This is a genomic window from Micromonospora sp. CA-263727, assembly GCF_050942455.1.
In the GTDB taxonomy this organism is placed as follows: Bacteria; Actinomycetota; Actinomycetes; order Mycobacteriales; family Micromonosporaceae; genus Micromonospora.
Genome location: NZ_CP192031.1, coordinates 3,424,356 through 3,437,376, shown reverse-complemented (window position 1 = coordinate 3,437,376; position 13,021 = coordinate 3,424,356). Strand labels below are relative to the sequence as shown.

Annotated in this window: 10 protein-coding genes and 2 pseudogenes; 3 read left to right on the top strand and 9 right to left on the bottom strand. The window is 70.5% G+C overall.

From position 1 onward, the window contains the following. The first annotated feature begins 75 nt into the window (after nt 1–75). Nucleotides 76–489 carry a PadR family transcriptional regulator gene (locus ACQPYA_RS15125; protein WP_433533231.1) on the top strand — a complete coding sequence of 138 codons (414 nt, stop codon included), beginning with the start codon at nt 76–78 and terminating at the stop codon, nt 487–489. After that, a complete protein-coding gene (locus ACQPYA_RS15120) occupies nt 486–1,388 on the top strand; it encodes a permease prefix domain 1-containing protein (protein WP_433533230.1) in 903 nt (300 codons plus the stop codon). Before ACQPYA_RS15125 ends, ACQPYA_RS15120 begins: the two co-directional genes overlap by 4 nt. A gap of 63 nt (nt 1,389–1,451) precedes the next feature. Here ACQPYA_RS15120 and ACQPYA_RS15115 read toward each other — a convergent pair whose 3' ends face one another. The 3 genes and pseudogenes from ACQPYA_RS15115 to ACQPYA_RS15105 form a co-directional block, all read right to left on the bottom strand. Beyond that, entirely contained in the window at nt 1,452–1,835 is a 384-nt protein-coding gene (locus tag ACQPYA_RS15115; protein WP_433533229.1) for a hypothetical protein, read from the bottom strand. 233 nt (nt 1,836–2,068) lie between these two features. Then, nucleotides 2,069–2,224, bottom strand: a pseudogene (locus tag ACQPYA_RS15110) (VOC family protein); the annotation flags it as partial. A gap of 172 nt (nt 2,225–2,396) precedes the next feature. Next, the gene (locus tag ACQPYA_RS15105) at nt 2,397–2,885 is read right to left on the bottom strand and encodes a VOC family protein (protein WP_433533228.1); all 489 of its coding nucleotides are present in this window, start codon (nt 2,883–2,885) and stop codon (nt 2,397–2,399) included. Between the two features lie 139 nt (nt 2,886–3,024). Between ACQPYA_RS15105 and ACQPYA_RS15100 the strand changes: the two genes are divergently transcribed. Then, complete coding sequence (locus ACQPYA_RS15100; RefSeq protein ID WP_433533227.1) at nt 3,025–4,365, top strand: glycoside hydrolase family 18 protein; 1,341 nt, start codon at nt 3,025–3,027, stop codon at nt 4,363–4,365. Nucleotides 4,366–4,447: 82 nt separating this feature from the next. Here ACQPYA_RS15100 and ACQPYA_RS15095 read toward each other — a convergent pair whose 3' ends face one another. The 6 genes and pseudogenes from ACQPYA_RS15095 to ACQPYA_RS15070 all read right to left on the bottom strand — a co-directional run bounded on the left by ACQPYA_RS15095 (nt 4,448) and on the right by ACQPYA_RS15070 (nt 12,909). Beyond that, the gene (locus tag ACQPYA_RS15095) at nt 4,448–5,818 is read right to left on the bottom strand and encodes a GH1 family beta-glucosidase (RefSeq protein WP_433533226.1); all 1,371 of its coding nucleotides are present in this window, start codon (nt 5,816–5,818) and stop codon (nt 4,448–4,450) included. A gap of 71 nt (nt 5,819–5,889) precedes the next feature. Then, on the bottom strand, nt 5,890–7,308 hold the full coding sequence (locus ACQPYA_RS15090; protein ID WP_433533225.1) for a glycosyl hydrolase: 1,419 nt from the start codon (nt 7,306–7,308) through the stop codon (nt 5,890–5,892). 37 nt (nt 7,309–7,345) lie between these two features. Next, nucleotides 7,346–9,808, bottom strand: a complete 2,463-nt coding sequence (locus ACQPYA_RS15085) for a glycosyl hydrolase 2 galactose-binding domain-containing protein (protein WP_433533224.1) — start codon at nt 9,806–9,808, stop codon at nt 7,346–7,348. A 25-nt stretch (nt 9,809–9,833) separates the two neighbouring features. Beyond that, nucleotides 9,834–10,655 (bottom strand): carbohydrate ABC transporter permease, encoded by an 822-nt coding sequence (locus ACQPYA_RS15080; protein WP_433533223.1) that lies wholly within the window; start codon nt 10,653–10,655, stop codon nt 9,834–9,836. Beyond that, complete coding sequence (locus ACQPYA_RS15075; protein WP_433533222.1) at nt 10,652–11,590, bottom strand: carbohydrate ABC transporter permease; 939 nt, start codon at nt 11,588–11,590, stop codon at nt 10,652–10,654. The genes ACQPYA_RS15080 and ACQPYA_RS15075 overlap by 4 nt, the downstream gene beginning before the upstream one ends. Before the next feature lie 5 nt (nt 11,591–11,595). Further along, nucleotides 11,596–12,909 (bottom strand): annotated as a pseudogene (locus ACQPYA_RS15070) (ABC transporter substrate-binding protein). Nucleotides 12,910–13,021: the final 112 nt, after the last annotated feature.

Sequence of the window (13,021 nt, the reverse complement as noted above, 5' to 3'; positions counted from 1 at the left end):
CTCCCCGGGTCGAACGGGCTCGCCCGGCCGATCGGCCCACGCCGGTCAGGTACTTGATCTGATACAGTACCTGTCGTGGTTGATAAATCTGAGACCGTCGTCCTCTCCGACGACGACGTGCTCGCCGCCGACCTGCTGCGCGGTCACACCGACACGATCGTGCTCGGCATCCTGCGTCGCACCGACAGCTATGGCTTCGAGATCTTCAAGTGGATCCGGGACGGCACCGGCGGCCGGCACGAGATCAAAGAGGCCACCCTCTACGCCAGCTACCGCCGGCTCGCCCGGGACGGGCTCATCGAGTCGTACTGGGGCGACGAGACCCAGGGCGGCCGGCGCAAGTACTACCGGATCACCGACGCCGGCCGGGCCGTCTACCACCGCAACGTGGCGGCCTGGTCGGTGACCCGCGACCTCATCGACACCCTGCTCGACCTGGCCGACCGCTCCGGCCACGCCGACACCTCAGCTGGAGGGCAGCCCGCATGACCACCCGACACTCGACCGACAGCACCACACTCGACGTCCACCGCCTCCTCGACGAGGCGTTCGCCGGCGTCGAGATGAGCCCCGAGCGGCAGGACCTCAAGGAGGAGATCCGGGCCAACCTGGTCGCCCGCGTCGGCGAGCTGGTCGACACCGGCCTCTCCCCCGCAGCCGGCGCCCGCCAGGCCATGACGGAACTCGGGGACCTGGGCCCGCTGCTCGACGCCACCCCGGCCGGCGACACCGGCTCCGCCAGCGCCGAGTGGGCCCGCCACCGGGTCCGCCCCGCCCCCGGGTTCCTGGTCCGCACGGCGGTCCTCGCCGCGCTCGGCACCGCTGGGCTCGCCCTCCTGGTGCTCGCCACGGCCGGCACGGCCGTACCATCCGGTTGGCTGCTCGTCGCGGTCGCCGCCGCCGCGCTGGCCGCCGGGGCCGGCACCGCCGACGCGCTACGCCAGGAGACCTCGGCCAGCTATCCCGTGCCCGCGGCCCGCGCCGCCGGCTACGGGCTCGCCGTCACGCTCAGCCTGGCCGGGCTCGGCGCGGGTTGGCACTACCTGACCAGCACCGACCTGCCCTGGCTGCTCGGCGGCGCGCTGGCGGTCGTCGCCGCGGTGGTGCTCTTCACCTACCTCGGCGGCACCCAGACCAACCGGCACAAGCCGTGGGTGCTGCGCCTGACGGCCACCCACGACGTCTCCGACCGGTTCACCGAGGACCCGGCCGCCGCCGCCCGGTTCGGGCTCTACACCGCGACCACCTGGTTGCTCGCGATCGCGGCCTTCGTGGTGCTCGGCTTCACCATCGGCTGGGCCTGGTCCTGGCTCGCGCTGCTCGGTGGTGTCACGGTCATGCTGGTCATGCTCGCCCGCATGCAGTTCGGCCAGCGCCCCGCAGCCTGACCCGGTCCAGTTTGTTAAGCAGGGGCCCCTTTACCTCGTGAGGCGCTAACAAGGGGCCCCTGCTTACATCTCTACAGTTTGGCGGGGGCGTCGATGCCGAGCAGTTCGAGGTGGCCAGGTCGCCGCCCTGCAACGCCACCACCCGCCGCCGAGCCGGTCGGCGAGCTGCGCCAGCAGGGCCCGGTCGGTCAGTTCGAGGTTGACGAACCCGGGTCCGGCCACCGTCGCTGCGGCCACGAGATCTCCGGCCGGCAGCCCGGCCGGCAGCTCCGCCGCGATGTCGCGGGGGCGTCGGCCCAGGGCCCGCGCCGCCGCCAGCACCCCGTCGGCCTGGAAGTCGGCGTGCTCCGATCGGCGGACCTGCGGTGCGAAGTCCGCCAGCCCGAGGCGGGTTGCGGCGGCGCAGACGGAGTCGGACAACGACGAGGCCAGCGAGGGCACGGGCACGGGTACTCCCCGGGATGGGATGAACAGGATCGTCACGAGGCTTGCCGGCCGCACGACGGGTGCGGGCACGACGGGAGGAACGCGCGAGGGTGCGGACGACTATCGTCGTCGCAGGCGCGAGCGGCGGACGGTGCCGGGCACCAGGTCCATCTCCACCGCCTCATGCGCAGGGGTCGCGCGCCGAGCGCGACCAACTGCCCGGCAGTGTACGCGAACCGATGCGGGCCGGGCGGTCAGGCCGGGCCGAGCAGGTCCCACCTGTTGCCGGCGATGTCGAGGAACACCGCCACCCGGCCGTACGACTCGGCGCGCGGCGCGGTCAGGAACGTGACCCCTGCTGCGGTCATCCGCTGGTACGCCACCTCGAAGTCGTCCACCCGCAGGAAAAACTACCCCCTACCCCCGGTCACAAGCCCGTCGATCATGCAGTTGTGGTGGGCGGATTGCCCGACACAGGGCATCTGTGAGGCACCACAACTGCATGATCGACAGGGCGTCGGCGATCGGGGGGCGTGGGGTGGGGTGGACTTCGGTTGACCGGGTGGCAGGAGACGGTGGTTCTCAGGGCGTGTCGGTGCCGAAGCCGTCCAGTGTGGCGCGTTCGTCGAGGGTGCGCAGTTCCTGGAAGACGGTGATGTGCAGGTCGGCCGGCGCGTCGAGACGGGCGTTGACCGAGTGCCAGGGTGTGGTGGTCGGCGGCGCCACCTGGGTAGCGCCCGCGTCGACCAGCCGGTCGGTGGTGGCGGTGGCGTCGTCCACCTCGAACGCCACCCGGATGCGCGGCGCGACCTGCCGGCCCACCTCGACCTCGTCGATCATCCGCTTCTGCGCCGGGTTGGCGATCTCCAGCGTGGCGCGCCCGGCGTCCAGGATCACCACCCGGGCGTCGTCGCCGCTGGAGAACGCCGCCTGCTCCGGCAGGCCGAGCACGTCGCGGTAGAACCGGACCGCCGCCTCGTAGTCGTCGACCGCCACCACCAGCCGCAGCTGCCGCACCGGCGACGCGGGCGCCTCGGACGAGGTCGTCTTGTCGAACTGCTGCTCGCTCACCAGATCTCTCTACCATCCACGGTTCACCCGCGACGAGCCGGCCACGTCGGCTCTTGACCGTGGCAGGTGAGCGGCTTAGCTTCATCGATCAGAAAGGTGTCTTAACTAATTTCGCCTCATCCCTCGTGGGAGTGTGCCGATGCGACCGTTCCGCCACCGCCGCCTCACCGCCCTCGTCGCCCTGACAACCCTGCTGGTCACCGCCGCCCCGCCGACCGCCGTGAACGCCGGCGGCACGAATCGCGGCGCCGGCTATCACAAGGTCGGCTACTTCACCCAGTGGGGCATCTACGGCCGGGCCTTCCCGGTCAAGAAGCTCGACACCTCCGGGGCGGCGAGCCGCCTCACCCACATCAACTACGCCTTCGGCAACGTCAGCGAGGACGGCCGCTGCTATGTCGACGGCGGGCCGGGCGAGGGCGACCCCTGGGCCGACTACCAGCGTCCCGTCCCGGCCGAGGAGAGCGTCGACGGCGTGGCCGACGCCTGGGGCGAGCCGCTCAACGGCAACTTCGGCCAGCTGGCTAAGCTCAAGGCCAAGCACCCCAACCTCAAGGTGATGATCTCGCTGGGCGGGTGGAGCTGGTCGACGTACTTCTCGAACGCCGCCCGCACCGACGCCGCCCGCAAGGCGTTCGTCGCCTCCTGCATCGACCTCTACCTCAAGGGAAACCTGCCGAACCTGGACGGCGGCAGCGGCGGACCGGGCGCCGCGGCCGGCGTCTTCGACGGCATCGATCTCGACTGGGAGTGGCCGAACTGGCCGGGCGACGAAGGCAACGTCATCCGCCCGGAGGACAAGCAGAACTTCACCAGGCTGCTCGCCGAGTTCCGCCGACAACTCGACGCGTACGGGCGTGCCACCCGCAAGCACTACCCGCTGACCGCCTTCCTGCCGGCCAACCCGGCGGCCATGGACGCCGGTTACGAGGGCCGCAAGATCTTCCAGTACCTCGACTTCGCCACTGTGCAGGGGTACGACTTCCACGGCACCTGGGAACGGGTGACCAACCAGCAGTCGGCGCTGCGCGTGCCGGCGAAGGCCCCGGACAGCCCCGACTTCTCCGTCCAGGTGGCGATCGACGGCTGGATCGCCCGGGGCGCGCCGCGCGGCAAGCTGGTCCTCGGCATCCCGTACTACGGGCAGGGCTGGACCGGCGTCACCGGCGGCGGCAACGGCCTGTTCCGGCCGGCGACCGGACCCGCCCCGGCCATCCACGCGCCCGGGTACGAGGACTACAAGCAGCTCAAGACCCTGACCGGCAGGGGCTTCACCGTCCACCGCGACCTTCGCGCCGGGCACGCCTGGCTCTTCGACGGCACGACCTTCTGGACGTACGACGACCCGGCGGTCGTGCTCCAGAAGACGCTGTACATCCGGCGGACCGGCCTGGCCGGGGCGATGGTCTGGTCGCTGGACGGCGACGACGACAATGCCACGCTGACCAGGACGATCAGCCTCGGGCTCGGGACGCGGTAGTCGTACCCGCGCCGTTCCTCCCGGCAGCCGGCACCGGCCCGCCGCCGACCGGTCACCTGGTCGGCGGCGGGCCGGCGGCGCGTCACGGCATCGGCCCACCGGATCGCTGCGCGGAGATCAGGTCGCGGTACCACCGGGCGCTGTGTTTGGGCGTGCGGTGCAGGGTGTCGCGGTCGACGGAGACCAGGCCGAAGGTCGGGCCGTAGCCGTGCGCCCATTCGAAGTTGTCGAGCAGCGTCCACACGAAGTAGCCGCGGATGTCGGCGCCCCGCTCGATGGCGTCGGCCACGGCTCGGATGTGGGCACGCAGGAACGCGATCCGGTCGCGGTCCTCGACCGGCCCTGCGACTGCGGGCGGACGACGGTCGGGAAACGCACCACCGTTCTCGGTGATGACCACCGGCACCGCCGGATAGTCGCGGAGCAGGCGAAGCAGCAGATCGGTCAGCCCATGGGGGGTGATCGGCCAGCCCAGGGCGGTGGTCGCGGCGTTGCGGACGACGACGCCGTCGGCGCGGACGGTGTCGGTGAAGTAGTAGTTCACGCCCAGCACGTCCAGCGGGGTGGCGATCGTCTGGAGGTCGCCGGGGCGGACCGGCAGGCTGATGCCGTCGGCGGCCAGGTCGGCAACCGTGTCGTCCGGGTAGTGGCCGCGCAGCAGCGGGTCGAGGTAGATACGGATCCCCAGGCCGTCGGCGCGGCGGGCGGCGTCGAGGTCGGCGGGGGTGTGACGGTACGGGACGGTCGGGGTCAGGTTCAGCGTGATCCCGAACTGGTGGTCGTCGCGGGTCGAGCGGGCCCGCATCCGATTCACCGCCTCGCCGTGCGCCAGCAGCAGGTGGTGGACGGCGTGCATCGCCGCCGCGCGGTCGCGACGTCCGGGTGCGTGTATCCCGTCGGCGTACCCGTACACGGCCACGCACCACGGCTCGTTCAACGTCGTCCAGCAGCTGACCCGGTCCTGTAGCCGGTCGAAGACCAGGTCGGCGTAGTCGGCGAACCGCCAGACCGTGTCGCGCTCGGGCCAGCCGCCCGCCTCCTCCAACTCCTGGGGCAGGTCCCAGTGGTAGAGGGTGACCCACGGGTCGATGCCGGCCGCCAGCAGCCGGTCCACGAGCCGGTCGTAGAAGTCCAGTCCCGGCCCGTTGGCCGGGCCGCGGCCACCGGGCTGTACCCGAGGCCAGGACACCGAGAAACGGTAGGTGTCGACCCCCAACCCGGCCATCAGCGCGACATCCTGCGGCATCCGGTGGTAGTGGTCGCAGGCCACCGCACCGGACTCGCCGCCCGCGACCGCCCCCGGCACCTGGCAGAAGGTGTCCCAGATCGACGCGGTCCGGCCGTCGGCGTCCGTCGCGCCCTCGATCTGGTACGCCGATGTCGCGACTCCCCACCGGAACCCGTCGGGGAACGTTGCGGCGGGCCCGGACAGCGGACGGTGGTGCTCGGCCATTCCGATCCTCTCTGGCGGTCACGGCCGGACCGGGTCGCCGGGCGCGCCGGCCCGGCGACCCGGCCCTCAGGTCAGGCCGGAATGGTCCAGCGCTGGTTGGAGTTGCCGGTGCAGGACCAGATTTGCAGCGGGGTACGGTCCGCCGTGCTCTGGCCGGTGGCGTCCAGGCACCTTCCGGTCGCCGGGTTCACCAGCGACTGCGCCGTGCCGTTGTATCGCCACTGCTGGTTGGGGCTGCCGGCGACGCAGTCCCAGGTCTGGACCCGGGTGCCGTCGGCATTGACGCCACCGGCGACGTCGAGACACTTGCCGAGCGCGCGCACCGTGCCGTCCGAGCCGATCGTCCACGCCTGGGCCGCCCCGTTCGCGTCACAGGTGAAGAGCTGGACCTGAGCCCCGTTCGCGGTGCTGGCGCCGTTGACATCAGCACACTTTCCGCTGGCCACGCCGCGGATCTTGCCCACCCCACCACTGGCCGGCGGCGGCGTACCACCGCCACCGCCACCGAGGTTGATCTCGCCCTGGTTGAACACCCGGGGGTGGAAGTAGGCGGCCTGGATCTCCGCGTTGGTGTTGCTCCCGCGCAGCTGCTCCGACCAGACCATGAAGTAGGTCCACCGTGGTTGGCTGGTCAACAGCGACGCGTTCGGGATCTTGCCCATCTCGGCGAGCGCGATCGGCTTCCCGCCCGCGATCGACTGGATCTGCTGGTAGTCGCCCGCCGACGGGTGGTTCTTGTACCAGACGTCGAGCGACACCACGTCCACGTAGCTGCTGCCGGGGTAGTAGTTGGCCCACCCGCCGGCCGGATTGTCCTGCACGTTCCACACCCAGATCAGGTTGTCCAGGCCCTGACTGTCGAAGTAGTCGCGCATCTGCTGGAAGAGCTTCGCGCCGCCGTTGGCGCCGGGCCGGTTGCCCCACCAGTTCCAGCTCTCGTTCATCTCGTGGAACGGTCGCCACAACACCGGCACCCCGGCGTCGCGCAGCTGCCGCAGGAAGGGCACGACCTCGGCCATCCGGCTCCGCCAGACGTTGTTCAGGTTGGTGCCACCGGTGGCGATCTCCTGGAACTGGCCGGCGGAGATCTGCGTCTTGACACCACCCTCGAACTCGCAGGTCCGACCGACCGTCGGCGAGCATGCGTGCCAGGTCAACGTCACGAGGGAGCCGTTCGCCCACTCGGTCTTCGCCTGATCGACGACGCGCTGCCGGTTGTTGATGTCGTCGGCGCGGAACATCATGTCACCGCCCCAGAGGCCCGGCCACTGCCCGGTGATGTCGTACACCTGCCGGCTGTACTGGCCGGGAGCGCTGGCCGGCTCCTTGTTGTGCTGGCCGCTGACGATGTTCACTCCGGTGATCGACCGCAGGTAGTTCAGCACGGTGGACTTCGACGTCGCCGGGAACGCCTCGGCGGGGGTGGGGACCATCGTGGCGACGACGAGCGCTGTCGTCAGTGCGGCCAGGGGAATCCGCGGGACTTTCATGCGCTCCTCCTTCGAGGGTGGGGGTACCGGGCGCGATCTACGCCCGGCGGAGCACGGTGGCCAGGTCGGTCAGCGTCCAGGGCGCCTTGACCAGGGCCGGGTCCAGCTCGGCCGGTCCACGGACGTGGATCGTCGTGGACTCGCCCGGCAGCAGGGTGCAGAAGCCGCGGTCGGCGACCGCGGCCGGGTCGATCCGGTCGGCCTGGAGCAGCACGTCACGGGCCAGGCCGGCGGCCGAGACCCGCACATCGAGGCCGCCGGGGACCGGCTCGGCGGTCACCGTCAGGCCGGCGTCGGGATGGGCGAACGCCTTGTCCGGTACGCCGAACCAGAGCGCTCGTACGCCGTCGAGCCGTGCCACCAGGAACTCGGAGTCGGCGGCGGTGAGGGTGGCGACGTGCCGCGGCACCGGCACCAGCGTCACCGACCGGGCCGCGACCGAGACCTGCTCGTCGTGGTCGGCGCGCACGGTGCCGGTGGTGTCCTGTCGTTCGACGCGCAGTCGCCCACGCCACGGCTGCGGGCTGTCGTTGAGCACCGCCACGACCAGTCCCGCGTCGCGTGGCTGCACCGTCAACGCGCGCGGCGCGTACAGCTCGCCGAGGGCGTGGTACAGCGGCTTGTACCGGCCGGCGCCGTCGATGGCCGCCCACGAGGTGACCGGCCACAGGTCGTTGAGCTGCCAGAGGATGGCGCCGCCGGTGTGTGGCCAGTGCGAGCGCCAGTGTTCGACGCCGGTGCGGATCGCCCGGACCTGGTTGAGTTGGGTGAGGTAGTGCCACGCCTCGACACCGGCCGGCTCGGGGAAGTGCGGGGCGAGGCCACGGGCGAGCTTGCCGTTGCCGTCCTCGGCCTTCTGGTGGTGCAGCAGGCCCGGGGAGTCGGGCAGCAGCGGCTCGTCGGAGATCGCGTCGCGCAACGTGCGCCAGGCCGGCGGCGCCTGCCAGCCGAACTCGGCGACGAAGCGGGGCGTCGTGTCCCGGTAGTGCTGGTAGCCCTGCCGGTTCCAGACCTCCCAGGAGTGGAACGTCTGGTGGTCGGGGTCGTTCGGCGGGTGCTCCCAGGAGCCGGACCATGGGCTGCCGGCCTGGTACGGGCGGCTGGGGTCGAGTTCCGCGACGATCGCCGGCAGCGTACGCAGGTAGTAGTGCTCGCCCCAGCTGAGCTGGCCACCCGGTTGGCTGCTCCAGCCGCTGGCCCCGCGCAGCCACAGGTTCTCGTTGTTGCCGTTCCAGGTGATCAGGCTCGGGTGCGCGGCCAGCCGGGTCACGTTCTCCCGTGCCTCGACCACCACCTCCGAGCGCAGCGGCTCCTCCTCGGGGTAGCAGGCGCAGGCGAACAGGAAGTCCTGCCACACCAGCAGGCCAAGTTCGTCGCAGACCTCGTAGAAGTCGCGGCTCTCGTAGATGCCGCCGCCCCACACCCGGACCAGGTTGACGCCGACGGCCGCCGCCTCGCGCAGCCGACGGGCGTAGCGCTCCCGGGTCATCCGCGCCGGGAACACGTCGTCGGGGATCCAGTTCACGCCCTTGGCCAGCACGGGCTCACCGTTGACGTGGATGACGAACCGGTGGCCGACCGCGTCGGCCGTACGGTCGATCCGCGAAGTGCGGAAGCCGATGCGCCGCTGCCAGCGGTCCAGGACCGTGCCGGCGGCGCTCAGCTCCACGGTCAGGTCGTGCAGCGGCTGGTCGCCGTAGCCGATCGGCGCCCACGGGCGCACCCCGGGAACGGGCAGCTCGATCCGGTCGCCGCGGTCGCCGGGCGGAAGTTCACGGCTGGCCACCTCGCGCCCGTCGAGCAGCACCCGCAGGCGCAGCGGTGGCTCGTCGCGGGTGCGCTCCGCCTCCACCGTCAGGTCGAGCCAGCCCTGCCCGTCGTGCCAGGTGGCCAGCGGGCGGACCGCCGCCAGCCGGGCGATGCTCCAGCCCTCGATGCGTACCGGCCGCCAGATGCCGGCGGTGACCAGCGTCGGGCCCCAGTCCCAGCCGAAACCGCAGGCCATCTTGCGGACGAAGTTGAACGGTTCCGGGTAGGCGTTGGGTCGGGGCCCGAGCGTGTTCCGCACCGCCTCGGCCTCGGCGTAGGCAGAGGTGAACCGCACCAGCAGTGCCCGGTCGCCGCCGTCGCGCAGGGACGTCACGTCGAACCGGTAGGACCGGTGCATGTTGCGGGTGCGGCCCAGCGCTGTGCCGTCCAACTCCACCGTCGCCACCGTGTCCAGGCCGTCGAAGACCAGGTCGAGCCGCTCGTGGGCGGGCCCGTGCCAGGCGACGTCGCGGCCGTAGGCCCAGTCGGTGTGCCCGACCCAGGCCACCGCCAGTTCGTTGTCGTCCTGGAACGGGTCGGGCAGCAGCCCCGCGTCGAGCAGGTCCACGTGCACGCAGCCCGGCACCGTCGCCGGCACCGCCCGGCCGGCCAGCGTGGCCGCCTCGGGGGTGGCGGGGTCGCCGGCGACCCGCAGCGTCCACGCCCCGCCCAGATCCTGCACCGAGATCATCGATCGTCCTTCCACGCGGTGGCGCTCACTTGGTGGCTCCGGCGGTGATGCCGTTGTAGATGAACCGCTGGAGCAGCAGAAAGATCACGACGGTGGGCAGGATGACGATCATCGTGCAGGCCGCGATCGTCTCCCACTGCGCGCCGTAGGGGCCCTTGAACCGGAACAGCGCCGTCGAGATCACGTTGAGCTCCGGCGACCGGAGATAGAGGAACGGTATGTAGAACTCGTTGTAGACGGCGATCCCCTTGATGATCACCACGGTGGCGATCGCCGGCCTCATCAGCGGCAGGATGACCCGCCGGTAGACGGTGAACCGGGACGCGCCGTCGATCATCGCGGCCTCGTCGAGGCTGCGCGGGATCGACTGCATGAACTGGACGAAGATGTAGATCGAGACGATGTCCGTGCCGAGGAACAGCACGATCGCCGCCCCCAGCGAGTTGACCAGGCCCATCGACTTGACGATCTGGTACGTCGCCACCTGCGTGGTCACCCCCGGCACCAGCGCGGCCAGCAGGAACAGGCCCAGCACCAACCGCTTGAGGCGGAAGGCGAACCGGTTGACCGCGTACGCGGCGAGCGTGCCGACCACCACCGTGCCGGTCAGCGAGATCACCAGGATGACGGTGGTGTTCCAGAAGCCGCGCAGCATCGCGCCGTCGGTCCACGCGGTGCGGAAGTTCGTGAGGTTGAGCCAGTCGCGCGGCGGGGTCAACGGTCCGGTCGTGCTGTACTCGGCGCGCGTCTTGAACGCGGCGAACAGCACCACCACCAGGGGGATCAGCACCACCAGCGCGGCCAGCACGAGGGAGGCCCACTTGGCCGTCCGGGCGAGCCCGCTCACGACAGCGTCACCTCCTCGTCCGGGACGAGCCGGCGCTGGACCCAGGTGATCAGGAGCACCAGCAGGAGCAGCACCACGGCCATCGCCGAGGCCAGGCCGATCTGGCGGAACTGGAAGGCCGTCTCGTACGCGCGGATGACGAAGGTACGGGTGTCGTTCGCGCCGCCGGTCATGATGAACGGGATCTCGAAGACCGAGAGGCTGCCGGAGATCGCCAGGATGAACGACAGGCTGATGATCCGGCGGATGCCGGGCGCGATGACGAACCGGAACTGGTGCCACCGGTTCGCGCCGTCGATCTCCGCCGCCTCGTACAACTCACGCGGGATCGACTGGATCGCCCCGAGGAAGAGCACGAAGCTCAGGCCGGTGAACCGCCACACCGACGTGCCGGCCAGTGACACGTTGGCGATGTCGGGGTCGCCCAGCCAGTACCGGGTCTGTTCGCCCAACCCGACCATCCGCAGCACCGTGTCGAGGGTGCCGCCGGGCTGGAAGAGGTAGAGGAACACGAACCCGACCGCCACCCCGTTGAGCAGGTACGGGAAGAACAGGATGCCCCGGAACAGGTTGCGCAGCCGGGTCTGGAAGCTGAGCACCACCGCGAAGTAGAGCGCGATCGCGATCTGGGCGAACGAGGCGACGAAGTAGTAGAGGCTGACCAGGAAGACCCGCCAGTACCCGTCGTCGGTGAACACCCGTACGTAGTTGTCCCAGCCGACCGGGGTCATCGCCGGGCTCAGGCCGTCCCACCGGTGGAAGCTGTACCAGAACATGTTGCCGACCGGCACGTAGGTGAAGGTGACGAGCAGGGCCAGCGCCGGCGCCAGGTAGAGCCAGTGGGTCCGCCCGCGCCACCACGCCGAACGCACCGCGCGGGCCGCCGGGCCGGGGGCCGACGGCGCGGACACCCTCGCCCCGGTCCGGAGCTGCACGCTGGTCACTGCATGACCCGCCGCTGCGCCTCGCCCCAACGCTTGTTGAGTTCGGCGAAGTACGACTCCTTGTCGCCCTTGGCCGCGCCCCGGGCGATGTCCACCAGCTTCTGCCGATAGATGTTTCCGGCCAGGTCGATCTCGGAGTCCTTGATGATCTGGTCTTCCTTACCGGCGTTCGTGGTGGCCGCCGGCAGTTCGATCAGCCTGACGCCGGTCTTCTCGAAGTCCTGAAGCGCCGTCGGCAGCGGCTGGTCGACCGGCGTCGGGATGGCCTGCTGGTCCTGGGCGAAGCCGGACTCGGTGACGAACCAGTTCAGCCAGGCCCACGCGGTCGCCTTGTTCTTCGAGTTCCGGCTGACCCCGGCCTTGTAGTCGCCCTCGACGCGGGCGTGGAACGTCGCGTCGCTCTGGTAGGGGAAGGGCCAGAAGCCGATGTCCTCCGGGTTCGCGCCGGCCGCCGTCGCGGCGTCCTTCATCTGCGGCACCGCCCACGACCCGAGGACCATCGTGGCCACCTGCCCAGTGGCGATCATCGGCTTGGAGGCCTCCCAGTTGGTCGTCAGCGGATCCTTCTCGCTGAGCCCCTGGTGCACGATGTCGAAGAGCAGACCGTCCGTGACGTACGCGATCTTGCCCGGCTGCCAGGGCGCCGGATCGGTCGGGAACCTCTCGTTGACCTGCGGGTCGGCCAGGATCGCGCGCTGGCTGTTGAAGAAGCTCAGCGGCCAACCGTCCTTGTAGTTGGTCTAGAACGGCACCGCCGCGGTCTGCTGCTTGATCGCCCTCAGCCCGGCCAGGAACTCCTCCGGCGTCTTGGGCGGCGCGGTGACTCCGGCCTGCGCCCAGATCCGCCGGTTCACCACCATGCCCTGCGCCACCCCGCCCAGGGAGAGGCCGTACACCTGGCCGCCGAACGCCTTCTCGTCGGTGAACCGGAACTTCTGCGACAGCTCGTCGGCGCTGCCGAGCGGCTCGAAGAACTGGGGTAGCTGGTCGACCGGCACCGTGTTCGGGATCAGCAGCACGTCGCCGTACTCCCCCGAACTCAACTGGGTGGTGACGTCACCCTCGTAGTTGGTCACCGGCTCGAAGCTGACCTTGGTGCCCGGGTACCTCTCCTCGAATCGCTGCGCGTACCCGGGCAGGGTTGTGGTCGCCAGGTCGGTGCGGTTGGTGAGGACCGTGATCGAACCCGTGACGTCGCCGGAGAAGTCCCCGCGCCCGCCGTCGTCCTCGCCGGCCCCGCCGGTGCATCCCGTGGCGAGCGCGAGGACCGCGACCACGCCGATTCCGATGAGCTGTCGGCTATTCGCCATGCTGGTGTCCGTCCTGCCTTGGCATAGATCCACGCGGATGAGGTACCGCGGGTGATGAGGCCAAAGCATGGTCGGGGGTTTCAGCCCTGTCAAGGTTAGATTAATAATTTAA